Genomic DNA, 25,966 nt, shown 5'->3' on the forward strand with positions numbered 1-25,966 from the left:
GCCCTCGAAATCGTCATAGCGCTTCTCCTAGGATTACCCCTAGGACCTGCAGCGATTGCGTTCGTCAGACAAGGCGGCCTTTGGCGGAGGGATACGATTGAGCAGACCGAAGGCGCCAAGTTCTGGCTGCGCGCCGTCAACGAACTCAAGACACGCGGCGTCAGCGACATTGTGATCGCTGTGGTCGATGGACTGAAGGGCTTCCCGGAAGCGATTACCTCGGTCTATCCGCAAACGCTGGAGCAAACCTGCATCGTACACCTGATCCGCAACAGCCTCGCCTTCGTCTCCTGGAAGGACCGCAAGGCGGTCTTGCCCTCGATCAAGGCAATCTATCGGGCCGAGAGCGCCGAGGCGGCGTCGCTGCGGCTTTCCGAGTTCGAGGCGGAATGGGGCAAGCGCTACCCCGCAATCGGCCAAATCTGGCGCAGTGCGTGGGAGCACCTGGTGCCGTTCTTCGCGTTTGCGCCGGGCATCCGCAAAATGATCGACACCACCAATACGGTCGCGGCGTTGCATCGCAGTTTGCGCAAGATCATCGTTCATTGGCGGCGGCGGCCGGGCGGATTACGAGCTGAAGAAAAATTAAGCAGGTGAGCGGATCTAGAGCTGTCGATTCGGCAGCAGTCCACCACAAGAAGAAATGCATTGTGTTTCGCAGGCGGCATGGTGGCGATCGGACCTAGGTAACGCCACCACGCTGGCTGCGGACACCGGCGATGAACGATTCCGACTTGCATACCTCGCACCTCAATTACTTCGAACTATCACCAGCGTACCACACGATGGTAGATCGTCATCGGAGGACCATATTCGGCTCGGCAATCACCAACTGTAGCTACTTTTCAGCACATGATAAAGACGCCACTCACGACGCGGCCATGGTCTCCACGCTCACAGACATCCGCCGGCCAATGAGGCTTAACCTGCTCCCCTGTTCACCATTCAGCCAAATAGGTCCCGGTCCTAGCCCCCTTTCAAAAAGCAAATCAGGCTCGCATTGTCAGCGCAATGAACCAATGAGCACAACCTACGCAACCTTCCCCGCAGGTTAACAGACCGCGATTCCATCGCCGCGTAATCGGTGGCGTTGACACGCAATATCATCGAACTAGTCTCTTTATCTCTGCCTAAAGGTGAAAACCTTGTGGGCGTAATAGGTCATCAAGACGGGACTACAGACCGCTACGGTGTGGGCGACAAGTTCAGGGTGATACGCCCAGCCGATAGCCGGCAGGATCCAATACCTCATGCCAACGCTCACGAGCCACACTTGAACGAGCGCCACCGAATACACCAACAAAAAACGGAGATACTGTCGCCGTGCGACGACTTCCGACATCTGAAAGACATAAACTTTCGACATCGCAAAAGCGAACGTTAGCGCGATGGGAAAGGCGAGGGCGACGGCATACTCGAATGGTACAAATCTAGACATTAAGACACGAGCTAACATGTTTACTGCCGCAGTGAGTACGCCCACAATCAAGAACCGTGCAAACCGATTTTTCACAGAAGCTCCAGAGATAGGTGTACGTCCGCGATCTGATCGAGGTCACTTTTTTCCACAACAAAGGATTTCTTGCCGAGGAGGTCCAGGTGATCAGAAATTCGCAAAGCAAATAAGATTCGACCAGCCAATCTGCCGTGCGAGTCGCTTGTTCATCCTGTATAGTAGAAAACGATGTATGGCCGCCTCCGGCTCCTAACGCGCGAGCATCAGCCCTACTGAGCAAAAACATGGTAAATAGCAGCGTCATTAAGTCCTTGCGGAATTTTGTTCGCGTATCTTTCCGCCGTTTTCATGATAAGATGCGTTTGTTCCAAAAATGTAATAGGCCCCGCTTTTTTTGGAGCGGGTGCTCGCAACAGGTTTGACGTAAGACACCAACGCATAGGCGTGACAAAAACGATCGCGCGTCAGGATTTCCATTTTGGTACGATCGATCTCGCTGATGAATTCGCAGCATCCACACGCCAATCGAGCGCGGCACGCGCGTTTGGGTACACAAAGTAACCCGCCATCTCTTTATCAATGCCGATTTTTGAGACTCTCGGGCGCAGCTAGTCGACATGTCACTCATGACTATTTTTCAGACCCAGTATCAGCGTCCGTCCAGTGAGAAACCGTCCCGGAGAGTCTTCTAGAGACCGCCTCCGCCATCATGCGGCCATAGCGGATGCTCTCGGCTACACCACGATCTTCCGGATAATAGAAGCAGGTGTCTGCGATCTGCAGACCTCTAATCGGAGTCTGAACACAAGGCAGCTTGTCACGAAAGTGAGGTTCGCACACAGGCTGCGCGTGGTGAAGGCGACTGACCCTCGCATCCATCAGATCGTCAGGCTGAATTGCCGGATTGACGCGGCGAATATAACTGAAAGCCTCGTCAATGAACTGCTCGTCCTGCCAATGCCATTTTGGTTGCGTAAGGGGCATATAGTACGGAACGTAAACTATCGTGTCAGCGAACGGCCGGAGATTGGAAAACTCGATCAGGCCTGGAATATCGATGTCCTCCGCAACGATGTTCTCCCAAAAATGCGGCGTTACAGACTTACGTAATTTGAAAACTAGGCACACGACTCCGATGTTTCGGATTGCAGCGTATTTGTCCTTCCATTCTTGCGGCAAGTCGGGCACAAGGTGATTGACTAGAGGAATTGGCACGGTCGAGATAACCGCCTGGGCTTCAAATCCCGTGCCCCCCGCCTGCACCAGACTGACGCGGCCGTCTTTCACGACAACGCGCTCTGCAGGCGTGTTAAGATAGATACGGCCGCCTTTGCGTCGAATATCATCGGCCATGGCCTCAATTAGCGTTTCTGATCCGCCCTCGATATAACCTAGTTGCGCCTTTAAAATTGACTCACGCGAATTTCCGATGCGTTTAATACGGGACGCAATCCAGGATGCTGAGACTTCGTCAGCAAATTCATGGAATTTCAATTCCTGAAGTCGTCTCCACAGTTTTTGGTACACCGACTTGCCTGACCCACGTTCAATCCATTCTCGCGCCGTTAAATGTTCGATCCGGCTGAAACCACTTGCTTTGGTCGCCAAAAACATCTGGAGACCGGTGCGTAGTTTTTCGATCACAGATAGATGCGGATATCGCAGCAGCGAAACTGGATCGCCCCATTTATGAGTCTTTCCGTGCGTAAAGTACCCCATCGAAGTATCGACCCAGCGCATTTTGTTCGAAATACCTAGGTCGCGCATCAGCGCGAACGTGGGGCCATCCGCCTTACACACGAAATGATAGAACCGTTCGATCGAGAGTCCCGAAAAATCAAAATGCGCGGCCATACCGCCGAGTTTTCCGTCCGCCTCGATCAGGTCCACTTTGTGGCCGAGTGTAACGGCGCGTTGCGCGGCCGCAAGCCCCATTGGTCCAGCCCCTAGCACAGCGATTCGGCTCACGCTCGTAAATCCTAGAATGCCAGCCTGAGGGAGGAATATGCAGGATCGAGATAAGTTTCCGCGAGCGCACACTCCAAGGGCGTTGCTCTAACTCCGAATTCCTTTGGCCAATCAATAATGGGAAAGGTCTCCGGTATAGCGAGGGCATCAAGCTGGTTAGTCGTGAACGGTGGATTCCTGTCGAGCATTGCGTAGAGCCAAAGCAACGCCCAGAACAAGACATAGGGGATTTGGATGATCCTCGCGCGCGGCTTTACGATCTCATGAAGCATGACGATCAAGTCGCGATAGAATATCTTCTCAAGTCCCGATATATCGAAGGTGCCTGTTTTCCTGTGCTCGATGGCCGCCATGATCACGGACACGAAATCCCCAACGTAGAGCGGCTGGCGGACAAACTCGCCGTTGCCAGGGATTGGAAAAACGGGTGCGCGATCCATGAAGTGCCGAAGCCAGCCAAGGTGCTTGCGATCAAACCAGCCGAACATCAAGGTCGGACGAAGGGTGACATGCGGTAAGGGACTGGCGGCAAAGAGCTCCTCTTGGGCTTTCTTCGATCGCGTGTAGAAATCGTCAGCCTTTGAATTTACGACGGACGAAGATACTCCGATGAAATATGGGACCGAGTGAACCCGCATGGCAGCGAGGATGTTCCAGGTCGCCGTGACATTATTAGCTTCGAATTCTTGGTAACGCACTCCCCCGATCTGAGCTTGGTTGATGACAACGGTATCTGCGTCAGAAAAGCTGTCAGTCCACGCTCCTGGCTTTGCAAGATCCGCCTCAAGGATTGGCACGTTAGGGTGCACTTCGCGAAACAGGCGAGTGTTGGCCTTATGTTTGTCGATGCCAACGACTTGCAGATCGCTGCGTGATTTTAGTCGTGCCACGAGATTGTGGCCCACGAGGCCCGCTGCTCCAGTTATTATGATCTTGCGCACCAGCATTGCCCTAAATGTTCAGTCTGCCGAAGATAGCCAACTACACCCAACCATGACTAATAAGAACTCGATTGCCTTGCCGGATACTTTCGACAGCTATTCCCAACCGCTAATCGATGAGCCTCCTGCGCGAAGTGTTCCACCTCGCCATAGAACGTCTGCGCGATCAATGAGGGCACAGCGAACCGGGAAGCAAGGTCCATGAAAGGACGAAGCGCGACACTCACAAAAGAATTGACAACGGGAAATCGCACGTGGCCACCAGTCATTCTTCGCTCGCGGGACGAACATTTGAACCCTACGTTAACAGGAGGCACCAAACCGAAGTCCTCCGCAAACAAGAACGGGGAGACTGGTTGCGGGTGCCCCATCGCCCTCGATGATCGACAGATGCCATTAGCTTCCAATGGTTGTTCCATTTTCGCCAGCCTCGCTTAGGCACTGGAATCTCAGCTGCCGCGCCACGCGAGCCTATCAATGCCGCTCGCGCAACGCTGCCTACAGGAATCGATACTTCGAACGATTAGCGCCGTAAGAACCGACGATCGGCTGCTGGAGCTATTATCCATTCTCCAAGTACGCACCGAAGATGTCGCACCGGTCGACACGACAGCGCAGCTCGACGAATCGGACCGAACTGAACGTTTCGTACAATGCTTGCTGGCTTCCGCCGCACTTCAACCAACTTAGCCAGCGGCTCGTCGCTTGGGCAGCTACCAAATCATATAGAAGGTGGCCTGTCGTAGCCATCGCCGTTCTGCGCGTCACGTGCCACAAGAGAACGGATGCGAGTGAACATCATTTCCTTCGCGCCAGGTTTATATTCGACCTGCCACTTATCGTTTCCGTTACTCCAGGCAGACTGCTGCCACCTTTGCCCTTTTCACCTCCGTTCGGCCTCACGTCGTCGCTCTAGCATCTCGGCATCGACAAAGCCGATATATTCTCGGTCAGCACATGCTCTAGTGAGCGAATGATGGTCTCATTGCCGGCTTTCTTGTGGAGCCAGCTCGTCATCGGGACCGGGTAAGAAGCGCGTGATGCACGAGTCATTTTTCCGCTTAGTGGAACAGCGACCGCGGTTGACTGGAAGAAGGTGGGCCTCGACCGGACCAAATTCGGCGACGCCGGCAAATTTGACTGCGGGTGTCGACGGCCATCTCCAGCCCGGTCATTGCTTATGACGAGAACAAGCTGCCGAACGGTCCGAGGTTATCGCGGACCTGTTCGACACGCAGAAACTCCCTGGCAAGCGTGGGCTGTTCAAGAATTCGTTCGGTAATCTCGAATGGGCGCTGATCGCCGACGCCCTGGCTCAAGGACGTCTACAAGGTTGTCAGTATTCCCAGGGCGGCGACCGCGCCTCGGAGAAGCTCGACACGATCAAGAAGGATGTCGTCTGGTGGACGGCCAGCGTCCAAGCGCCGCAGCTATTGGCTGGCGGTCAGGTCGTCATGAGCTCGGCCCGGAACGGCCGCATCAACGCCGCCAACAAGAACTCTGGCAAGAATTTCGGGATCATTTGGGAAGCCCAACTGTGAATCGCAGGTGTCTGGGCGATACCCAAGGGATCTCTCCGCACCTTGTCGCTGTCTACAAGTTCCTCGCATTCGCCGGTTCGCCCCAGCCGAAGGCCGACTCTAGCGCTAGCAATCCTACGGACCCATCAACAGGGTCGCCATGGCGTTGCTCGATCCGGCGATCCTGCCGGATCTGACGAACGCGCCCAATCATATGGCCAATGCTGTGGCGCCTGATCCTCCGTTCACGGTGGAACATGGCGATGAACTGCAACAGCGTCTAACCGCTTGGCTTGCAAAGTAGACCAGGAACGGAAACGGCGGGGAGGCGTTCGGTTCTCCTCGCCCCTCCAACGAAGGACCGAGAGAGAAGTCGATGGCGACAATGGCCGCAGAAATCGCCGGCACTGCCGGTGTCGTGCCAATGCGGATCGAGCTGCAACGGGCCGAGCGCCGGCGCAAGCTGAAGGCCCAAACCCTCGTCCTGCCGCTGCTGCTATGCATCCTGATCACGCTCGTTCTGCCGAATGGTCGGAAGATATTTAGCGCTGTTCACGATGATACGCTTCTGAGGCTCATGCCTCGCGCGATGGCAGAGCTCAGCAGCTCGGACGGAAGGGGTTACCGGATGAAAGCGCGTACGCTGCTCTCGCGTTGGGCCTGAAACAGTCCTGAGCGATCATGGTCGTGCTGTTGTTCTGGACCTCGCTGCTAGTTCGCACTAGCGCTTGGACTGTGCTGCTGCAGCAGCATGGGCTCATAAAGAGCGCCTCGCTCAACTTCGACGGGACTGCTGGGTCGTCAACGCCAAGCCTCCATTCGGCGCGCCCGAACACGTGCTGGCTTATCTCGGCCGCTACACGTCGCGACGATAGAGCATTCGGCGCTATTATGCCGCATCTTGCCACTATCTGTGTCGAGCAGGTCGACTGGGTTCTTCACAAGTCGAAAACGACGTCGTGGTAACCTCAGGCCGTTGTCTGTTGCCGGAATGACCTGCACTGAATTTTCATCCAGCAGCGGTTAGTGCCCGGGTTTTTGCGCCGAGACCGAACTTTGGACCAGCTGGAACTGGAGTTTTGCGCCTCTGAACACATTGGCGGGCTGGTAGCGCCGAACGGTTTCGCGCTGCGGAGTCGGTCCAAAGCAAGATGGAGTTAGGTTGAATCGATTTGGGATTGAACGAAGCCGCTGACGCTGCATTGAATTTGTTGCTGTCATGGGAGTCCCAACAACCTTCTTGCCCTCGGTAGGTGGCGCGCCGAATGAATCGACCCCATGCAGTCGGATCAACGATGTTAGCACCAACAACATCTCGACACATCCAAGGGAAGATGACCTTGGCGTCGTTCTGCATCCCGTCGCAGTCGTTGAAGGCCGTTGCCGGGCCTCTTGCGTCAGGGTTGTCACAAGTGGCTTTTCTGCCACGCCTAACCCGTTGACAGCACATACGCTCAACAACCTACTTCCCCATGAGCAACATCCGTGCAATACAACACAAGTTGTGTACGCGTTTGAGCCTGGCTATCGTCGAAGATCGTCGGCGTTGAAGCTCGCTCGTTGCTCAGGCGTGGCAGCGATCCGGCTTCTGTGAGGTTGCCACCACGTCACAGCGTGCGGCTCACGCCTGCCCCACGACCTCACAAAACCCTCAAGATTCCCAAATCAGTGGTTTCTGATGCACCATGCTGGCTGGACGGAGGCCAGCATGGATGGGCAAGCCGTACTCTCTTGATCTTCGCAAGCGTGTTGTGGCCGCGATCGAGGGCGGGTGTCGCGCAATCAGGCCCCCCAAGCAGCTTGGGATGGCAATCAGCACGGCCATCGGCTGGATGAAGCGGGTTGATGAGACCGGCAGTGTCGAGCCTGGCCAGATCGGCGGCTACAAGCCGAAGCCAATTTCGGGTGAGCACGCAGTTTGATGTCGCAGCGGATCAAGGACGGCGATTTCACCATACGCGGTGTCGTTGCTGAGCTCGCCGGGCGCGGCCTGAAAGCCGATTATCAGTCGGCATGGGACTTCGTGCATGCGTGCATGCCGAGAAGCTCAGCTTCAAAAAAAGCATGGCGGCTGGCGAACGCGATCGTCCCGAGGTCGCGCGGCGGCGAGCCCAGTGGGCAAAGTATCCTGATCGCGTCAAAGCTGAACGGCTGGTCTTCATCGACGAGGCTTGGACTAGGACCGATATGGCCTCCTTGCGGGGATGCGCGCCGCGCGGCAGCAGACTTCACACAAAAGCCTCCATGGTCCCTGGAAGACCATGACCTTCCTGGCGGCCCTGCGCCATGACCGGATCGATGCGCCATGGTTCATCGAGGTGCCGATCGATGGCGTAAGCTTCCGCACCTATGTCGAGAAAGTTCTCCTGCCGGCCCGTCAGCCCGGTGACATCGTCGTCTTGGACAATCTCGGTAGCCACAGGAGCAAAGTGGTTCGACAGCTCATCCGTTCGGTCGGCGCCAAACTCTTCTTCCTGCCAAAATACTCGCCACACCTGAACCCCATCGAATAGGTCTTTGCCAAGCTTAAGCACCTGCTCAGAAAGGCCGCCGCGCGAACCGTTGATGCGGTCTGCGCGGCAATTGGCAAGGCACCCGACGCCTTCCCACCCCACGAATGCGCCAGCTACCTAAAAATTAAGGCCATCGAACTTAATGCCATCACGCTTGGGCCCGACTCGGGCAATCCTCGGCGCTATCAACCTCTCCCAACGCCTCCATGACCTTGCTACCGCGGAAAGTGAACCATGGCGCCAGCGTCGGCGAGAAGCGGGAGAATGTATCGATCATCGTGAGCACGCAAAGCTTATGTCCGGTCGACAGCTGGTCATCGACGACGTCCATCGCCAGGTGTCGTTCGAGCGCGCGTGGTCGGCCTGCAGTTATCGCGCAGCTTGGCGCCTCCGCGTTTTGCTGCACGATTGTGACCCAACTCGCGGTAGACGCGTCGCGCCTTGTTTTGACCATGTCGCCAAGCGCGCGCCGGAGTGAGACAGGATCACGATAGCCGCAGCCAATGCGGAGGTGGACGGACCTCCTTGATCTTCTGTTCCATGCAGCTGGCCGGAGGGACGAGACTTGTAGTCTGGCAGAGCGATCAAACTCGAGAGCGTCGCAGGCCCTGCAGATCGACACCTGCCAGTCACCACATCTTGTTGACCGGCTTGCGGTTCGGCAGGCGTCATAGTTTCGGCAGCTCACGTCCTGCAGCATCTCCTTAGCGATCGAAAGGCCCGCCACCAGCTTCTTCAGTTTGTCGTTCTCCTCCTCGAGCTGTTTTAGCCATCGTATCTTCGTCGGCCGCAGCTCCGTAGAAGTTCTTCTTCAAGTCGAAATGGTCGCTTGACTGATCTCGGCCTTGCAGCAGATCTCCGCCACAGTAACGATGTCGTCGCCCTGCTCGAGAAAATTCTGGACGTCTCAAAAACGTCGAAGTTTTCATCGTTCTTCGCTCTTCCCACCCGGAGACTCGATGGGAAAAACTCTTCAAAATGCTCCAGTTTGTCGCCCTCAGATCAGCCGATATCTATTCGAGTAGGTCCTAAGCCCCTTGTACTGGCCTCACTCTGCGTTTGCTTAATCCGTGCTTGTCGTTCAGCACATGCGCCATGTGCCTTCCGTTACAATGCGACCGAAGGTTCGTTTGAGGTCACTAAACTTGTTGCGAAAGCGACATTGTGGAGAAGAAAGCCGCTGCAATTCGGACCTTAGGTCCTGGCCCAGTTCCTGCACATCGAATGTAAAATGTGCGAAAGACAGGTGAGCGCTTTGATCTCAATCTGAAGGTAACGCAATCGCGGCTCATCTATTTGCCTTATGCCGGACGCGGCACAATTGCCTTTCGTTCTGCCGCTTACCTTCGTCCGTGGCGGCGAAACGGGAAGAAGTATGGAGGTAGGGCGTGACACCGCAATCCGTGGATCGCTGGCAAAAGTTTGTTCGAGAATTTCAAGATTCAGGCGTGCGGAAGACGTCGAGCAAACTGAGAGTGAATCAATGTCCAAAGACGTAATTGACCTGCGCGTCATCCTCGATGTCGAACAGATCGAGGAGAACGTTTTTCGCGGACATAGTCCGAGCTCGAGTTCGCAACGGGTGTTCGGCGGCCAGCTCGTCGGGCAAGCTATGATGGCGGCATCGCGTACGGTCAAACACCGGCTGGCGAATTCGTTGCAGGGAAATTTTATCCAGGGTGGCAACCCGCAAATGCCGATCCTTTACAGGGTCACCAACCTGCGCGATGGCAAGAGCTATTCGATCCGGCGCGTCAGCGCGCGCCAGCAAGGCAACGCGATTTTCTCGATGCTGGTGTCATTTCACACTGGAGAGCAGAGCGCCTTTGACCACCAGGACAAAATGCCCGATGTGCCAAGCCCGGAAAAGCTCACCAGTCATGAGTTACTCAAGCGGCCAAGCTTTCCCGAGATGCCGAAATGCGTCCCCCCTCTCGAACCCGATCGTCCCTTTCGATTGCGCCCGGTCGAGATCGCCCGATATCTCGGTGAGGAGATCGGAGAGGGTCGCATTCACATTTGGATTAAGGCCGCCGCGAAGCTGCCCGACGACCCAGCGCTGCATATGTGTGCGCTAGCCTATGCTTCGGATTGGTCGTTGCTCGACACGGCGATGGCTCGTTATGGACGCACGCTTTACGACGCGCGTATGATGGCGGCGAGCCTCAATCACTCAATTTGGTTTCATCGACCGTTTCTGGCTGATGATTGGTTGCTATTCGCCCAAGACTCGCCGAGCGCGGAAGGAGGACGGGGTTTTACGCGCGGGTTGATCTTCAAGGAGGACGGTACGCTGGTGGCCTCGGTTGCCCAGGAAGGCTCGATCCGCGTGCGGCGTTGACCGACGAAGTTTGCTTCCGGATTGAGATCGTGGTCGACTTTGGCCGCCAGGGTCATCTTGTCAGGATTGCGGATGTTCCAACCACAATATAATAAGGCGTAGCTCAATTGGCTTCGAAGAAGGCGCGCCGAGACAAGTCGAAGCTTGTAGACTGGCGCCACCCTGGAGATGACGCTGAGAAGCTAAGCGGAATCATCTTCACAGGAGAAGCCATGCGTTCGCACGTATGTTGCCATTTGCAATCGTTTCAGTCTTCGGGCGGCGCATCGATTGGAATCCCAAAGCCCGCCTTCACTCGGTCCATTATGACCATTGTCTTGAAGCCTTTGATGTCTGAGTTCTCATAGAAGAAACGCCTAGTGAAATGCTCGTAATCTTCCATGGTGCGCGCTGTGACATATAGGACAAAATCAGCGTCACCGGTGACGTAAAATCCATTGACCACGTCGGCGGACGATCTGATCGCTTTCTTGAACTTATCGATTATGTCTGAACGCTCTCGCTCCAAAGTAACTAGTACGAGCATTTGAATTGGCCTACCAACCGCCTTTGGTGAGACGATTGAGACATCGGCCTCGATGATACCTTCCGATCGAAGCCTCTTCAGTCGTCGCTGACACGCAGTTGCAGAGAGACCAGCCAATTCGCCGATTGTCTCGGATGTAAGTCGATTATTCTTCTGCACGATCTCGAGAATGCGGGCATCTATTCGGTCATATTGCATAAGAGGCTCCAGCGATGATGAATTTCGCCGACAAATCCGGACGCGGTGCAGAAAATCCTCCCGCTCGATCGGAAAAGCGACGCAAAAGAATCTGTGCGGAGGGTAACCTGATTGTGTCGGCAATTTCAACAAAGTACCGTCCGAGACCCTTAACGCGCCCCAAAGTATCGGCAGGACCGTCCGCACTTTAACCGTTTCGTGAGAGGTCATCACAGAGCGTGCGTCGTCGCGATTTCTTTGAGCGCGCTGCGCCCAGAGACGGCACCTGTCCGGATGAACGAGAGGCTCGTCTTGATATCGGGGACTTCGCTTGTAGCAGAGTGTCGTTGATACGAACCGGCCGGCTAGGCGCGGTTGAGACTCGACCATTCGTAAGACTTGTTCTCATTTTCCTTGAGGACACAGCCAGTCGGTATCGCCGTGGCGGTCAACCCCGGAAATTTTGGAGTTATCACGATTGTGCGCAGTCCTTGCTCGTGGATGTCATAGTGGAGCGTGCTGCCAACCCTCTCGGCTCTGGCGGTAGCGAGAATGGCCGAACGATCGGATGTTCCTCGCGGGGGACTTCAGGTGGGCGTCGGCAAGCCTATCGATCTGCGCGATGCAAAATGCGCGTCCTTCCGTATGCTTGTGCAGGGGCCGCTGACGCCCTAAAGGATCTCACTCGAACCTAGAGGCCATGCGTGGGGCGGCGAGATTTATATTCTCGCCTCTTGAGCGTCGGAGCGCACGGGTTCGCCACTCGAAAAGGAGTGACAGCAATGAAGTGACGACCAAGCACTCGGATCTAGTTTTCCGATACAGTTGGCAGAATATCGGGTCGCACCGGTGCCGGCCTCGTTAAGCTGTCATATTCGAAGTTAGAATTGAGGGACGCAAATCGGCCTCTCAAAGTTTGCTTCCGCGCGCGATTGTGCGCCGAGGCAGGGCTGCTTGCGGTTAGTGCGCCGGTTATTCCAAGCCAGAGATGATCGAGCAGGCAGAGGCATGCTTACAAAGTAAGGGGGCTGACAACTTGAGTCTCTAAGGTTGCACAATTTAGCGCGCATTTCGAAAGAACGCAGAAATTATGAGCGCACCGGCTCTTCCAGGCAGGAATTGGACGTAATGATGGGGTAAGCTTGGCTCAGGGTGCGCATCGGAAGCAAGCTTGTGGAGGAGCTCACGATAGAGCGCCGTGAGCTGGCCCTTCCTGAAAGAGTGCATCCAACCGCGAATTCAGTCAGAACTTGGAGGCTACGTAAAGTATGGAAAAGCTACTGCACTTTGAACGGGCCGAATTCGATGAGCGCGTTGCGGCCGTTAAAAAAGAGATGGCTAAGCGCGGGATCGATATTCTGCTCGTTTCGGAGCCCCCCAACCTGAACTATCTGACCGGCTACGATGCCTACTCGTTCTATACGCCACAAATGGCAATCGTGGCGCTTAATCACGCCGAGCCCATCTTTATCACACGCTTTATGGATCGCATCTCGGCAAAACTTACGACCTATCTCTCCGAAGATAACATCAGGCCCTTTCCAGATGAGTATGTAAACTCCCGCACCTTATCCGCGTACGATTTCGTGGCAGAGGTCGTAAAGGAAATTGGCGATGAACGAGCCTGCATTGGCGTAGAGATGGGAGGGTTCTACTATTCAGCACGTGCACATGCTGATCTTCTTAAAGCGCTGCCCAGCGCCGAGTTCGTAGACGCAGACCTGCTAATCAACTGGATCCGCCTCACAAAAAGTCCAGCCGAACTGTCTCTCATGCGCCAGGCTGGTCAGATCGGAGATGCGATGCTTAAGCGGGCGGTCGACACCGCTGAGCCCGGCATGCGCGAATGCGACCTGGCGGCTGCCATCTATCACCAGCAGATTTCAGGTACGCCGGAATTCGGAGGTAGCTATGCCTCCTCAGCGCTACATCTTTGCGTTGGCGAACGCGCTCTCGCACCCCACTCCGCCTGGACCGACAAGCCACTTCCGGCGTCTACGACAATCAATGTCGAGGTCCACGGAAATCGACTTCGATATCAGATCAATATTGCCCGTACGATTTGTCTCGGGAAGCCCTCCGTCGCCTACCAAAAGTTGTCGGAGATTGCAGTCGAGGCCTTGAATGCAGGCCTTGAAAGTGTACGTCCGGGTCGCACGTGCTCTGAAGTCCAGGAGGCTTTCGCACGAGTACTCGCGCGCCATGGACTCGAGAAAGAAGGTAGGCTCGGTTATCCCATCGGAATTGGTTATCCGCCATCGGTGGCAGAGCGCACCGCGAATTTGCGAAAGGGAGACGAAACTGTTCTTCAGCCCGGCATGTGTTTTCATATGATGCCTGGATTGTGGCTGGACGATCGAAGTGTCGCCATAACTCAGCCCTTCGCCGTCACTGACAAGGGTTATGAGCCCTTGACCTCGACACCGCGGGTCCTATTCGTCAAATAGTGGAACAGTTATAGGTCGCAGCCCTAGCTAATTGTTGCAGGCTGCGGCCGCGTTGCCGCAGCTGGCATTCGATACTTGGGTGTCCGACCAAGCGCGACGATGTGGCGGCGGCTGACGAGGTAACGATGACCTTTGTTATTCCGTTGCAGTGTCTCGCGCTGCCGACAATGTCCGCTCCAGCTCCGCCATCCGCAGGCAGTAGCACCGTTGAATCGCATTCGATGGCGAGCTGCGATCGGCGCCGGTTGAGCCTGCGAGGGCTCTGTGGCTTCGCGGGTGGTCCCAAGTGACCGGCAGCACCAGCTATCTTGCTCCTAGCGGCTCGGCGTAAGCGTTGGCGCCGGGCTTAGATCTCAGCTGATTGAGCCGGTGGATTGTGCATCCTCCAGGCAAATCGGTACTAAAAACATCGCAGACGAGATGCCTGGCGCATATTTTCTGTGTTATTTGCTGAATTTTTGATGAAACGCGTTTTCTGCGGGCGTTAATATCTGATCGTAAGAGAGGAATGCTGCAGGTGAGGGGTTCCCAGACGCGGGGGGGCGCGAAATGTCGGTGGCTCGCAACCTGCATCGAAATTCCGAGCGCGTCTCATGGGGTTCGGTGGTTCGCGGCGCCGAGTTCAAAGGATCGTTGCCCGGCGCTTCGCTGCGCTTATATGGATTCTGCTCTTCTAGGATGAGCTTGCCGCTGAAGAAGAGCGTGCGGCCGGGTAGTTGTCGAGCTCGAGGCGAGTCACTTCAGATTTATCGATTGCGAAAAAAGCGAGGAGAGCCCGACATGCAGAGGCGTACATTCCTAAAAATCGCTACGGCAGCCGCAGCTGGCGCTCTGGCTGCCCCCTGTGTCCGCGCTCAGTCCAAAAAATTTGCGGGCGTTACATTACGTGTAAACGGTTTCGGCGGCGCCTGGGACGAGGCCCTCAGAAAGAGTGTCGTGGCGCCACTTGAGGAGAAATACGGGCTAAAGGTTCAATTCACCGCGGGCTCCACATCGGCGGACCTCATCAAGCTGATCGCGAACAAGGATGATCCTCCTTATGACTTGTTCATGGCCGATAGCCCGTACATGATCGAGCTCCTTAAGGCTGGTGTGGTCGAGGAGATCAGAGAGTCAGACGTTCCTAACGTCAAACGGATCCTGCCAGGGTTCCGTGAGTACGGCGACTTCGGTGTGCCATTCGCCGTCTCGTCAGTCGTTCCAGTTTACAATTCAAAATACATCAAGCAACCTCTCACATCTTATTCAGATATTGCGCGCCCCGATCTGGCTGCTCGCGTGGTCATTCCTGCCCCGACCCTTGACACTGCGACGCTATACCTTCTTGGGCTTGCCGAGGAAAACGGTGGATCGATTTCGAACATGGAGCCGGCGTTCAAGGTGCTGGCGGCCGCGAAGCCGAACATCGTCGCGCTCGCGCAAGCAACCGTCGCTGAAATGCAGATGTTCCAAAATGAAGAGGTCTATGCAGGGATTTTCTGGGACGGCCGCGCTCACGAGCTGCGCACGAAGGGCGTTCCCATTGTCACCGTGGTGCCGCCTAACGGAGTTTACTCAGTCAGCGCTTACATGAACGTTATCAAGCGCACCAAGTATCCGGAAGCTGCGCACGCGTTTGCTGAGCAATTGCTCTCCGATGTCGGTATGCTCGCAATTCCTGAGGCACTCCGGTACGGCGTGACGACCGATGTCAAATTGCCGGACGACCTTCGCAAGGACCTTCTGTTCAACTCGCCTGAGCGCACTGCGTTAAAAAAGAAAATTGATTGGGAAAGGTGGATCGCAGACCGCAGTACTCGGATCGAGCGGGTCAACAAGATTACTCGCACCTGACAACGCTGACGTACCGCCTTGCGCGCACCTTTTTGGTGCGCGTAACAACGTCATCAACGGATGCCCACATGCAAGCTTCGAAAGATCCATCGTGAAGGAACCTCTCTTCGATCGCCGAATGATAGCCGCAACTCTGTTGCTCGCCCCAATGGTCTTGCTTCTCATCGGCTGTTTGGTCGTTCCGCTATTGGGATTGCTGCGATCGAGCTTCTTGCCCGGTAGTCATCTCCTCGAGGGAAGCGGGTTCACGTTGGACCAATATGTCCGGTTCTTTTCGGATTCCTATTACACGTCAGTGCTGGTAGAGACGTTCATCGATGGGTTCATCGTTAGCCTAATCTGTTTGGTCATTGGCTTTCCTACCGGATATTCGCTCGCTCGCCTTCCGCCATCGGCGCGACGATGGCGGACGCTCATCGTCATCATGCCGCTGACGCTCAGTCTCGTGGTCGTTGTGTTCGGCTGGTTGATCATCCTTGGCCGTAACGGCTTCGTCAATTCACTGCTAGTGACGCTCGGCATCATCCCTTCACCGCGAATCTTCCTCTTTACTCGTCCAGCTGTGATGATCGTTTTGGTGCAGCAGTTTCTTCCGTTCATGATCCTGTCTGTTATGAGTGTCATTACTCAAATTGATCCAGTGCTTGAGCAGGCGGCTGCAAACCTGCGCGCCAATCGCTTCACGACCTTTAGAAGAATTATCATCCCGCTCGCGGTCCCCGGCATTCTCGTTGGCTTCAACCTTGTCTTCGTGCTGTCGATTTCGGCGTTCATCACGCCTCGTCTGATCGGCGGGAATCGCGTTGTTATGCTCGGAAGCCTCATCTATGAGCGCATCATGTCGGAACTGAATTGGCCCTCTGGCGCCGCAATGGCTTTCGTCCTCTTTGTAAGTGGGCTGGCTTTTACAGCAGCGCTCAACGCTATGGCCGGCTCTCGTATTATCACCGGACGGGGACGATATGCGCTCTGATCTCATCGACAATGCGATGGCGGTGTCCGGCGCGTGCATCCGCTGTCTCGTATACACCATTCTCGCGCTACCGGCAGTTTTGGTGATTGTATCGTCGTTCACCAGCGGTGAGACGATGAATTTTCCGCCAGCAGGATTTTCGCTGCGTTGGTATCAGAAGGTTTGGGAAAACGACTTATTTATGAGTGCGCTCTGGACCAGCACGTATGTCGCCGTGCTCGTCGCTCTCGTTGCGCTGGTAATCGGCTTTGCTAGCGCATTCGCCATCAACCGGTTTTCATTCCCGGGAAAAGCATTCCTCCAGGGACTTGCGTTCTCACCATTGATTGTCCCTGCTGTCGTACTCGGCATCGGGCTACTGCAACTTTTCGCAGGATTGGGGCTCACACGAACTATCTACCCGCTACTGCTCGGCCATCTCGTCCTTGCGATTCCTTACGTCATGCGCACGATCCTGGCGAGTCTTGCCTTGCAACAGCGGGTTCTTGAAGAAGCCGCGATGAATCTCCGAGCCACCCCACTGCAGGTCATTCGGCGCATCACATTGCCGCTCATTCTGCCCGGCTTACTCTCTGCGGCGATTTTCGCTTTTGTGACGTCGTTCGGAAACGTAACGGTTTCCGCCTTTCTTACTTACGGCGGCAAGGTGACCCTGCCGGTGCAGATTTTTGCGTATGTAGATACCAGCTATGATCCACTCGTTGCTGCCGTATCGAGCATCATGATCCTGGTGACTCTTTCCGTCATTCTGACGATCGAGCGTTTGATCGGCGCAGAACGGCTAGCATAGCGAGGTGGCGAATGCTGAATTTATCGAAGGACCGAGAGACAGCCGTGCGAGATGCTAATGAGTTCGTGGTCGAGTTGCGCTCCGTTTCGAAACACTACGGGGAATCGATCGCTGTCGCGAATGTTTCGTTGGGCGCGCGTCGCGGCGAATTGTTGTGCTTGCTAGGCCCATCAGGCTGCGGAAAGACGACGACGTTGCGGATGGTTGCCGGATTCGTAGAGCCGACTTCGGGCACCGTGAGCATCAATGACATAGACATGACTCGTCAGCCTCCCTATCGACGGGATACCGGGATGGTGTTTCAAAGCTACGCTTTGTTCCCGCATATGACGGTGGCAGAGAATGTGGCATTCGGGCTTGAAAACCTAAAATGGGCCCGCGCGGAGCGAGAAGAGCGTGTCAAGGAAATGCTCAGGCTGGTCGAGCTGCCGCACCTTGCAGAGCGACTGCCAGGTCAGCTTTCCGGCGGCCAGCAGCAACGCATCGCGTTGGCTCGCGCTCTAGCCATGCGGCCTTCCGTGCTCCTGCTTGACGAGCCGTTCTCAAATCTCGACGCTCAACTTCGGGTGCGTATGCGGGAAGAGCTTCGCGAAGTCATCCGAGGCGTCGACGTTACAACCCTGTTCGTCACACACGACCAGGAGGAGGCGCTCACAATGTCCGACCGCATTGTCGTGATGAATGCGGGTCGGATTGAACAGGTCGGTACGCCGGGTGAGATCTACGAGGCGCCATCGACATCGTTCGTAGCAAAATTCATCGGCTGGTGCTCACTGCTCGATGGAATCGTGGATGCTGATGGTACCTTCAGGTCAAGCGGCGGACTGTGCCTAAAGGGTAACTGGAGCCCTGGTCCGGGCACAGCGGTTATCCGCCCCGAACAAATCAGGCTTTTCAGTCATGGGGCAAAGGGAGTTGCGCAGAATGCGCGCGTTCTGCAATCACATTACTACGGCGGTGCAACCCGCCTCTTGCTCGACGTGAATGGTGAGCAATTGACGATGCAGGATCGATTCCCATTCGGACGCCACCCCAAAGTTGGCGACGTCCTCAACATCACCATTTGCATCGACGATATGCGCATGATTTCAGCCGCACCATCCTAGACTGCCTCTTCCGCGAGTCCTGTCCGACTCGAGCCTTATGGGGCGGGCAGCCTTGAGCCCTATCTCAACGCCCTCGCTCAGCGGAATTCTTGATCGGGGGATAGATGTGATCGGCCCCTTGTGGAGTGGCAATGGATGTCAGGTCACGAAAAATCTAGTTTGGTGATAAACGCGATAGTAGGATTGGGCCGAATTCCTGCGTCGGAGCAGATCAAGTGCAGAAATCCGTCATTGGCTAGGCCGCGATTGACGATCAGCGTTCCCATACAACGACTAATGTGCCTCTAGCTGACACCCGATGCACCATACTCATTGCGGGGCCTTGCAATCAGCAGTTAGCTGTTTGTCCCAAATGATGGTCGCCTGATCCGATCGGAGTTAATCATGTTGAGGAACACGAAGCCCGTCTGGGGGCACGTTGAGGCTCATCAGTCGACGTTTTTCGATTTAAGCGACCGCATCTGGGATCATCCTGAACTGAACTACCAGGAGTTCTTTGCCCTGAGCGAGCACCGCCAGGCGCTCGCCTCAGAAGGGTTTTCGGTGACGGAGGCGTTAGCTGGGATTCCGACGGCCGTCATGGGCGAAGCAGGCAATGGTGGGCCCGTAATCGCAATACTTGGCGAGTACGATGCGTTGCCGGGTCTGAGCCAGGTGTCTGGTGTCGCTTCAGAGCGACCTCTCGTTCCGGGTGGTTCAGGGCATGGCTGCGGCCACAATATGCTAGGCGCGGCCTCTCTCCTAGCCGCTGTCGCGGTCAAGGATTGGTTGAATGAGGCCGGGTTACCTGGCCGCGTACGCTATTACGGTTGCCCTGCGGAAGAGGGGGGATCCGCAAAAAGTTATCTGGTCCGTGCTGGCGCTTTCGACGACGTTGATGTGGCAATTTGCTGGCATCCTGCCGCCTTTACCGGAGTTTCGCTTCCCGTTTCTTTGGCGTGTGTCGAGATGGAATTCACGTTCCGTGGTCGTGCAGCGCATGCGGCCGCGGTGCCTCATCTTGGCCGGAGCGCGCTTGACGCGGTGGAGCTTATGAATGTCGGCGTAAATTATATGCGCGAGCACATGCCATCTTCGGCGCGCGTCCATTACGCGCTCGTCGACGGGGGAGGCTTCGCGCCAAACGTAGTTCAGGCGCGGGCGGTTGTGCGCTACGCTATTAGAGCACGCAAACTCGACGACATGTGGGACTTACTGGAACGGGTCAAGAAAATTGCTGAGGGCGCGGCTCTTATGACCGAGACGAAAGTAGAAATAAAACAGCTGTCCGGAGAAGCGAACTTGGTGGCGAATAAGCCGCTGGAAGAAAGGATGCACGCAAACCTCGTTCAGTTGGGAAACCCCGGATTTGATCGGACAGACAGGGAGTTTGCGGAACAGATTCAGAAAACCCTGGCAGCGGAAGAAATTCGTTCTTCCTACGAGCGCTTCGGATTGCCGCTCGGCTCCGAACCGCTGTGCGAACAAATTTACGAGCTGCCTGGCGTCTCAACCGAGGTCATCGCATCGACTGACGTAGGGACTGTGAGCTGGGTTGTCCCTACGGTGCAGTGCCGGGTCGCGTGTTTTGCAGTCGGAACACCATACCATACGTGGCAGCTCGTTGCGCAGGGGAAATCGCCAGCCGCGCATAAGGGGGTAGCGCTCGCGGCTAAAGCCATGGCAGGTGTCGCTGCCGACGTCCTTTGCGATTTGGACCTGCTGTCCGCGGCAAAGGACGCGCTCAAGCAGTTTCGCGATCAAAATAGCTTCAGAAATCCAATTGGAATGAACGAGGAGCCGCCCCTCACAATGTCGGCTCCTCGTTAGCGCTCTAAATTTGAGAGTGACCTATAATGGCTGAAAAAACATTGGGCATTCTTGAGCTCGAGAATGAGCCGGTTAAGCATCCCGGGTTTCTCGCGGGCCCTGGAACATTTCGTTTTCCTGTCAAGCGCGTAAAGGTTCTGGGCGCAACGGCACGAAAGGTCACCGAGGGCGACAAATCGGTCAAGCACGAGTACATCAAGTGCGCTCGCCAATTGGAAAGCGAAGGGGTCTCTGCGATCATCGCGAATTGTGGCTTCGCCGGGGTATTTCAGGCCGAAGTATCCGCCGCCGTGTCGATACCAGTTGCCCTCTCAAGCCTCTTGTTTGTGCCGTTTGTCGCTCAAACCGTGCCACTAGGCCGTAAGGTTGGTATTCTCACCTACGATGCCAGCAAGCTAACAGAAGATCACTTTGAGGCTGCGGGATGGTCATCCACCGACATCGATATCTCCGTAGCGGGAATTGAAGGCAGCGACTCATGGCGGCGGTTGCTCGAGCCTGTCCCTGACATCGAGCCGACTGAACTTATCAAGGATGTAATGAATACGGTGAAGGCGCTCTTGAAGGCCGAACCTAGTATAGCGGCGTTCGTATTTGAGTGCACTGGCTTTCCAATCGCATCGGAAGCGGTTCGGCGCGAAACTGGTTTGCGCGTGGCCGATTGCGTCGGCTTGGCAAAGATGCTGATCGAAATGAGTTCATAGAAGTACCGGCTTCGAAGCTCGTGGCAGAGCGGCTCCATTGAGGCCAGATGGGGCCGTACGCGTCGATCAGAGATGTTAGCCGATCGGATTGTTCGTTTCCGAGTAGCAGACCTTCCCACACCTCCATTCCGAATATCAAGGTTGCATTTGCATGAGACAGGCCCTTCAAGGAATTACCGTTGTTGCGGTGGAACAAGCGGTCGCTGCGCCCTATGCTTCCTCCCGTCTCGCGGATGCCGGTGCTCGTGTCATCAAGGTTGAACGACCCGAGGGGGACTTCGCGCGAAATTACGATAACCTCGTAAATGGCCAGAGCGCGTATTTCGTTTGGTTGAACCGCGGCAAGGAATCGATCTGCCTTGATCTCACAGTTGAGCAAGATCGCTCAGTTCTCGATGCTATGATCACGAAAGCGGACGTTTTCATTCAGAATCTAAAGCCTGGCAGCATCAGCAAGCTTGGCTTCGGCTCCGCAGATCTTCGCAAGCGGTTTCCTCGCTTAATAACGTGTGACATTTCCGGATTCGGCAGTGGCGGTGCCCTGTCGCATTTGAAGGCATATGATCTGATTGTGCAGGGCGAGACCGGGCTATGTGCTATCACTGGGACAACGGATGGTCCGTCGCGTGTCGGCGTTTCGGTGTGCGATATATCGGCCGGTATGACTGCGTTAAGCGCAATTTTGCAAGCGCTGCTCCTGCGCGAACGCACTGGGGAAGGAACGACTATTCAGGTATCTCTTTTCGATGCGATCGCGGATTGGATGAATGTTCCGGTCCTCCAGTTCGATTATAGCGGCTATCACACCGTGCGAGCGGGCGTGAATCACCCGTCGCTAGCGCCATATGGCGCCTACCGCTGCGCCGACGGCAAGCAAATCATCTTCTCCGTTCAAAATGATCGCGAGTGGGTGAGTTTCTGCAGCAAATTCCTCAAGCGACCAGAACTTGTTCGCCAGTCCGGTTTTGCCGACAATATGGAGCGAATCCGGAACCGGGGCGCTTTGGATGAAATCGTCGTTGATCGTTTCGCGCAAATGTCCGGCGACGAAGCGATGAGACAGTTGGAGGCTGCTGGCTTGGCCTATGGGAGGCTCAACCAGATAGAGGACGTCTGCCAGCATCCCCATCTCCGACGGGTATCGGTTTGTACCCCGGAAGGCGACGTCCACGTAATAGCGCCAGCTGCGATTGTTGCGGAAGAGAAGGCCCCCGCGTTGCGACCTGTGCCTGCTCGTGGAGCCCATACAGAATTATTGCGGAGAGAGTTTGGCAGGCCTCCACAGCGTGCATAGAGGTCGCTCACGGACCTACACTTTGTGTTGTTGGTGCAAGCTGAGCGAGAACGCGGGCTAGCGCAGCTGTAGCTCGCTCGGAGTGAGACTCGTGCCCCTGCTGAGCGGACATGGATCTATGGGCGCCCCGTCGGATGTGGACATAGCAGAGACAACAGTCTGATTAATTCCGTCGAAAAGTGGGCTGGAGTGCAGAACTTAGGCTTCAAAGCACGCTCGTTGCTCGAATACGCGTGGGATCTGGTGCAATGTTTGCGATGTAGACTAAACTTGATCCGGTTTTTCGCCATTGGCCACCGACATCGGAGAAAACGTCTATCCGGGTTTGGTGCTCCTGACCTTGCAAAGGGCGCGTGACGCAGCCATGGCCTGGCAAGGATGATAACTTCAGCGATGAAAATCTAAGGAGGCATGCACCTCGGGACTTCACCGCTGAAGGATGGGGAATGCAACCATCCGCCGATGTCAGCTCCCGCCAAATCCATCAGCGGACCTAACACAGCACGTCGCAACAGGAGTTCGTTAAGTGATCGACGCCGTCATTGTTTCCACCGCCCGCACTCCAATCGGCAAGGCTTATCGTGGCGCCCTCAACACAACCGGGGGCTCAACTCTCCTCGGGCATGCGATCCGCGAGGCCGTTGCCCGCGCCAAAGTCGATCCGAGCGAGGTTGAGGATGTCGTAATGGGCGTGGCTATGCAGCAGGGCGCAACCGGCTACAACATCGCGCGTACCGCGTTGCTGCGCGCGCGGCTCCCCGTAAGTGTCGCGGGAACGACGATCGATCGCCAGTGTGCTTCGGGCCTTCAGGCTATCGCGCTCGCGGCGCGTTCGGTGATCTTCGATGGCGTTGAGATCGCCGTCGGTGGCGGCGGCGAATCGATCTCTCTCGTGCAGAACGACAAGATGAACGCGTTCCACGCCCAGGATCCGGCGCTGCTGGAGCTCAAAAGAGACGTCTACATGCCCATGATCGACACTGCCGAGATCGTGGCAAAGCGCTACAACATCTCGCGCGAGAAGCAAGACGAGTATGCGCTGGAGAGCCAGCGCCGCACAGCGGCGGCCAAACAAGCCGGCAAATTCAAGGACGAGCTCGCGCCGATCACGACCAAGATGGCTGTGACGGACAAGACCACCGGCGAAGTCTCGCTCAAGGATGTCACACTGTCGCAGGACGAGGGCCCGCGCCCCGAAACCACGGCCGAAGGCCTCGCCGGCCTCAAGCCGGTGCGCGGCGAAGGCTTTAGCATCACCGCTGGCAATGCCAGCCAGCTCTCGGACGGCGCCTCGGCGTGTGTCATCATGAGCGACACGGAAGCCGCCAAGCGCGGCCTCAAGCCGCTCGGTATCTTCCGTGGCTTCGTCTCCGCGGGCTGCGAGCCGGACGAGATGGGCATTGGCCCGGTGTTTGCGGTGCCGCGGCTTCTCAAGCGCCATGGCCTTAAGGTTGACGACATCGGCCTCTGGGAATTGAACGAGGCGTTCGCGGTGCAGGTGCTTTACTGCCGCGACAAGCTCGGCATTGATCCGGAGAGGATTAACGTCGATGGCGGCGCGATCGCGGTTGGCCATCCCTACGGGATGTCGGGCGCGCGGCTGACCGGCCACGCTTTGATCGAAGGCCGCCGCCGCAAGGCCAAGTACGCCGTCGTCACCATGTGCGTTGGCGGCGGCATGGGAGCCGCTAGCCTGTTCGAGGTCAACCAATAATGTGTTAGTCGAAGGCATTCGCGGAAACGCGATGGACCCGGAATCGCGCGCACGCAACGTTGGACTCCGGGTTCGCTCCGTGTGTGCCCGGATTTAAGCCGGGCTCATAAAGAATCGCCACTTGCTGCTGAGCGGTCTAGCAACGGCCTCAGATCTCCACTCTAGTGGAGGCGACACCGGAGTGGCTGACTAGGCCTTCAACATTGTTCGCGCCGTTCCCTTACCCCGCCGCCGGTATTCGGTGAGTCGACGAGTAGATCTCGGTCGCGAGGGGCGATCGCAGATCTCGTCATCGCAACCGCGTTGGATACCATTTTCGGCTGCGCAAGACTGTGTGTCTCAAACAGCGGAATCGCGCCGGGCCCGAAAGCGGGTCGGACAGCACGAATCGAGAACCAGAGTCCGTGGAAGATGCGGTACCAAAAGCGATCAGCAGCATAAATGCAATTCAGACTCGAACGATCTAATTGTCGAGGCTAGTCACCGAATCAACTTCGAATAATTTTATTCACGCGCTCAATTCGTGAACTGCGGTCCGCAATCCACCTTTGCCAATCAACTTTCTTTATTAAGCCAGCGCGCTCAGGGGAGGTGAACAGGAGGTCTTTGCGAAGCTCGTCTGGGACGTTTACGTCGGTCGGTACTTCATACCGCATTGCGTAGGGTATTCCGAGGATCCCTTGATCGGAGAGCAACTGGTCTGCGAACGCATGCCCTGCTTCCGGATACTTCATTCCTTTGACAATGTTCATAAAACTGGTGACCGCATAAACGCCTTTCGACGGGACAACAGTTTCGATGGGAGTGCCCGCAGTGCGAAGTCTGTAGGCACTCCCCGCCCAGAACATGCCTGCATAGACTTCTTCGCTCTGAAACATCTGTAATTCAGCGACGCTTGTCTGTGCGAGCGCAACAATATTAGGCTTCGCGGCAGTCAGCATCTTGAACGCCGGTTCCATATCCGAAATCGAGCCACCATTTTCCTCGGCCAGGCCAAGAAGATACAGACTGCTGGTGTCGAGGGTTGGAGCCGGAATAACTGCGCGCTCCTTGAGATCAGGTCGCGCAATATCCGAGTACGACGTAAGCGGCGTTCGGATATATCTTGAGTTGTAAACAGGAACCACGGATGCAACGGCGAATGGCACACCGTAATCGCGGAATTCGCGGAACCCGGGACGGATCCGCTTTACGTTCGGAACGTCCGACTCCTTGATCTCCTCTATGCGGCCTGCCTTGAGAAGTTCGACCATGTAAGGACTGTCGGCCTGAAACAGATCGAATGGTGGATCGTCCTTGTTCGCGATCAACTTAATGATGTCCGCTGACTGAGTGCCGGGGACGAACTGCACTTTCAGCCCATACTTCTCTTCGAGCGGCGCGGCCACTGTCTTTGTAAGACCCTCGTCCCAACCGCCGCCGAATCCGTTTATGCGCAATGTAATACCAGAAAATTTCTTAGATTGAGCATGAACATAGGGTGCAGCCAAAGCGCTGGCTGCGGCCGCGCTCGTGATCCTTAGAAATGTTCGCCTTTTCATTTCCGCCCCCTTGTTTCTCTCGGCAAGGATAGCACCGACGTGCTCCTTGGCGCGTCGAACTACCTTCCTGCTGTTAGGCCCGCCGCCTCCCATCGAGCTGGAACAAACGTTGCAGTTCTCGCGCACTGGGATTGACTAAAAGTCGTCCTCGCTTAGCAGAAATGCTGCGTCTCAGGGCAAAAGGTGAAGCATTCGTTTCAGAGGTTAGCCAACGTACTCGCTGCCGGCTCGAACTACTTTCGCTGACGAAAAACCGAAGTTATGACCCTGCGAAGGGGCCGGAGTGATTATCGATTGGGCATTTCTGGTTGCT

20 protein-coding genes and 2 pseudogenes are annotated in these 25,966 nt (G+C 55.9%); 16 read left to right on the plus strand and 6 right to left on the minus strand.

What is annotated here, in order from left to right:
• Positions 1–75: 75 nt before the first annotated feature.
• A pseudogene (locus GGD63_RS38430) lies at positions 76–540 on the plus strand (transposase); the annotation flags it as partial.
• A 580-nt stretch (positions 541–1,120) separates the two neighbouring features.
• On the opposite strand, the gene GGD63_RS41045 reads toward GGD63_RS38430, so the two are convergent.
• From GGD63_RS41045 to GGD63_RS38445, 3 genes are all read right to left on the minus strand, one after another.
• Entirely contained in the window at positions 1,121–1,513 is a 393-nt protein-coding gene (locus tag GGD63_RS41045) for a GtrA family protein (protein ID WP_183250342.1), read from the minus strand.
• A gap of 573 nt (positions 1,514–2,086) precedes the next feature.
• Positions 2,087–3,424, minus strand: coding sequence for an NAD(P)/FAD-dependent oxidoreductase (locus GGD63_RS38440; RefSeq protein WP_183250345.1), 1,338 nt, complete (start codon positions 3,422–3,424; stop codon positions 2,087–2,089).
• An 11-nt stretch (positions 3,425–3,435) separates the two neighbouring features.
• Positions 3,436–4,371, minus strand: a complete 936-nt coding sequence (locus tag GGD63_RS38445) for an NAD(P)-dependent oxidoreductase (RefSeq protein ID WP_183250347.1) — start codon at positions 4,369–4,371, stop codon at positions 3,436–3,438.
• A 1,253-nt stretch (positions 4,372–5,624) separates the two neighbouring features.
• Between GGD63_RS38445 and GGD63_RS41050 the strand changes: the two genes are divergently transcribed.
• The 5 genes and pseudogenes from GGD63_RS41050 to GGD63_RS38470 form a co-directional block, all read left to right on the plus strand.
• Complete coding sequence (locus GGD63_RS41050; protein ID WP_409334118.1) at positions 5,625–5,906, plus strand: extracellular solute-binding protein; 282 nt, start codon at positions 5,625–5,627, stop codon at positions 5,904–5,906.
• A gap of 139 nt (positions 5,907–6,045) precedes the next feature.
• A complete protein-coding gene (locus GGD63_RS38455; RefSeq protein ID WP_183250350.1) occupies positions 6,046–6,189 on the plus strand; it encodes a hypothetical protein in 144 nt (47 codons plus the stop codon).
• Between the two features lie 72 nt (positions 6,190–6,261).
• Positions 6,262–6,549, plus strand: a complete 288-nt coding sequence (locus GGD63_RS38460) for a hypothetical protein (protein ID WP_183250352.1) — start codon at positions 6,262–6,264, stop codon at positions 6,547–6,549.
• 64 nt (positions 6,550–6,613) lie between these two features.
• Complete coding sequence (locus GGD63_RS38465; RefSeq protein ID WP_409334116.1) at positions 6,614–6,760, plus strand: transposase; 147 nt, start codon at positions 6,614–6,616, stop codon at positions 6,758–6,760.
• An 837-nt stretch (positions 6,761–7,597) separates the two neighbouring features.
• A pseudogene (locus tag GGD63_RS38470) lies at positions 7,598–8,515 on the plus strand (IS630 family transposase); the annotation flags it as partial.
• 31 nt (positions 8,516–8,546) lie between these two features.
• On the opposite strand, the gene GGD63_RS38475 reads toward GGD63_RS38470, so the two are convergent.
• Positions 8,547–8,729 (minus strand): hypothetical protein, encoded by a 183-nt coding sequence (locus GGD63_RS38475; protein ID WP_183250400.1) that lies wholly within the window; start codon positions 8,727–8,729, stop codon positions 8,547–8,549.
• 1,152 nt (positions 8,730–9,881) lie between these two features.
• Here GGD63_RS38475 and GGD63_RS38480 point away from each other — a divergent pair.
• Positions 9,882–10,739 carry an acyl-CoA thioesterase II gene (locus tag GGD63_RS38480; protein ID WP_183250354.1) on the plus strand — a complete coding sequence of 286 codons (858 nt, stop codon included), beginning with the start codon at positions 9,882–9,884 and terminating at the stop codon, positions 10,737–10,739.
• Positions 10,740–10,986: 247 nt separating this feature from the next.
• Here the strand turns inward: GGD63_RS38480 and GGD63_RS38485 are convergent, their stop codons facing one another.
• A complete protein-coding gene (locus tag GGD63_RS38485; protein WP_183250356.1) occupies positions 10,987–11,463 on the minus strand; it encodes an Lrp/AsnC family transcriptional regulator in 477 nt (158 codons plus the stop codon).
• 1,247 nt (positions 11,464–12,710) lie between these two features.
• Here GGD63_RS38485 and GGD63_RS38490 point away from each other — a divergent pair.
• From GGD63_RS38490 to GGD63_RS38530, 9 genes are all read left to right on the plus strand, one after another.
• A complete protein-coding gene (locus GGD63_RS38490; protein WP_183250358.1) occupies positions 12,711–13,889 on the plus strand; it encodes a Xaa-Pro peptidase family protein in 1,179 nt (392 codons plus the stop codon).
• A 780-nt stretch (positions 13,890–14,669) separates the two neighbouring features.
• The gene (locus GGD63_RS38495) at positions 14,670–15,722 is read left to right on the plus strand and encodes an extracellular solute-binding protein (RefSeq protein WP_183250360.1); all 1,053 of its coding nucleotides are present in this window, start codon (positions 14,670–14,672) and stop codon (positions 15,720–15,722) included.
• A 91-nt stretch (positions 15,723–15,813) separates the two neighbouring features.
• Positions 15,814–16,695: an ABC transporter permease gene (locus GGD63_RS38500; RefSeq protein ID WP_183250362.1), complete on the plus strand. Its 882-nt coding sequence runs from the start codon at positions 15,814–15,816 to the stop codon at positions 16,693–16,695.
• A complete protein-coding gene (locus GGD63_RS38505) occupies positions 16,685–17,485 on the plus strand; it encodes an ABC transporter permease (protein WP_183250364.1) in 801 nt (266 codons plus the stop codon). The genes GGD63_RS38500 and GGD63_RS38505 overlap by 11 nt, the downstream gene beginning before the upstream one ends.
• An 11-nt stretch (positions 17,486–17,496) precedes the next feature.
• Complete coding sequence (locus GGD63_RS38510) at positions 17,497–18,591, plus strand: ABC transporter ATP-binding protein (RefSeq protein WP_183250366.1); 1,095 nt, start codon at positions 17,497–17,499, stop codon at positions 18,589–18,591.
• Positions 18,592–18,975: 384 nt separating this feature from the next.
• Positions 18,976–20,400, plus strand: coding sequence for a M20 family metallopeptidase (locus tag GGD63_RS38515; RefSeq protein WP_183250368.1), 1,425 nt, complete (start codon positions 18,976–18,978; stop codon positions 20,398–20,400).
• 26 nt (positions 20,401–20,426) lie between these two features.
• A complete protein-coding gene (locus GGD63_RS38520; protein ID WP_183250370.1) occupies positions 20,427–21,104 on the plus strand; it encodes an aspartate/glutamate racemase family protein in 678 nt (225 codons plus the stop codon).
• A 151-nt stretch (positions 21,105–21,255) separates the two neighbouring features.
• A complete protein-coding gene (locus tag GGD63_RS38525; RefSeq protein ID WP_183250372.1) occupies positions 21,256–22,398 on the plus strand; it encodes a CaiB/BaiF CoA-transferase family protein in 1,143 nt (380 codons plus the stop codon).
• A gap of 526 nt (positions 22,399–22,924) precedes the next feature.
• The gene (locus tag GGD63_RS38530; protein ID WP_183250374.1) at positions 22,925–24,112 is read left to right on the plus strand and encodes an acetyl-CoA C-acyltransferase; all 1,188 of its coding nucleotides are present in this window, start codon (positions 22,925–22,927) and stop codon (positions 24,110–24,112) included.
• A 488-nt stretch (positions 24,113–24,600) separates the two neighbouring features.
• On the opposite strand, the gene GGD63_RS38535 is transcribed toward GGD63_RS38530, so the two are convergent.
• Positions 24,601–25,653 carry an extracellular solute-binding protein gene (locus tag GGD63_RS38535; RefSeq protein ID WP_183250376.1) on the minus strand — a complete coding sequence of 351 codons (1,053 nt, stop codon included), beginning with the start codon at positions 25,651–25,653 and terminating at the stop codon, positions 24,601–24,603.
• Positions 25,654–25,966: the final 313 nt, after the last annotated feature.

The organism is Bradyrhizobium sp. cir1 (genome assembly GCF_014198245.1).
Classification (GTDB): domain Bacteria; phylum Pseudomonadota; class Alphaproteobacteria; order Rhizobiales; family Xanthobacteraceae; genus Bradyrhizobium.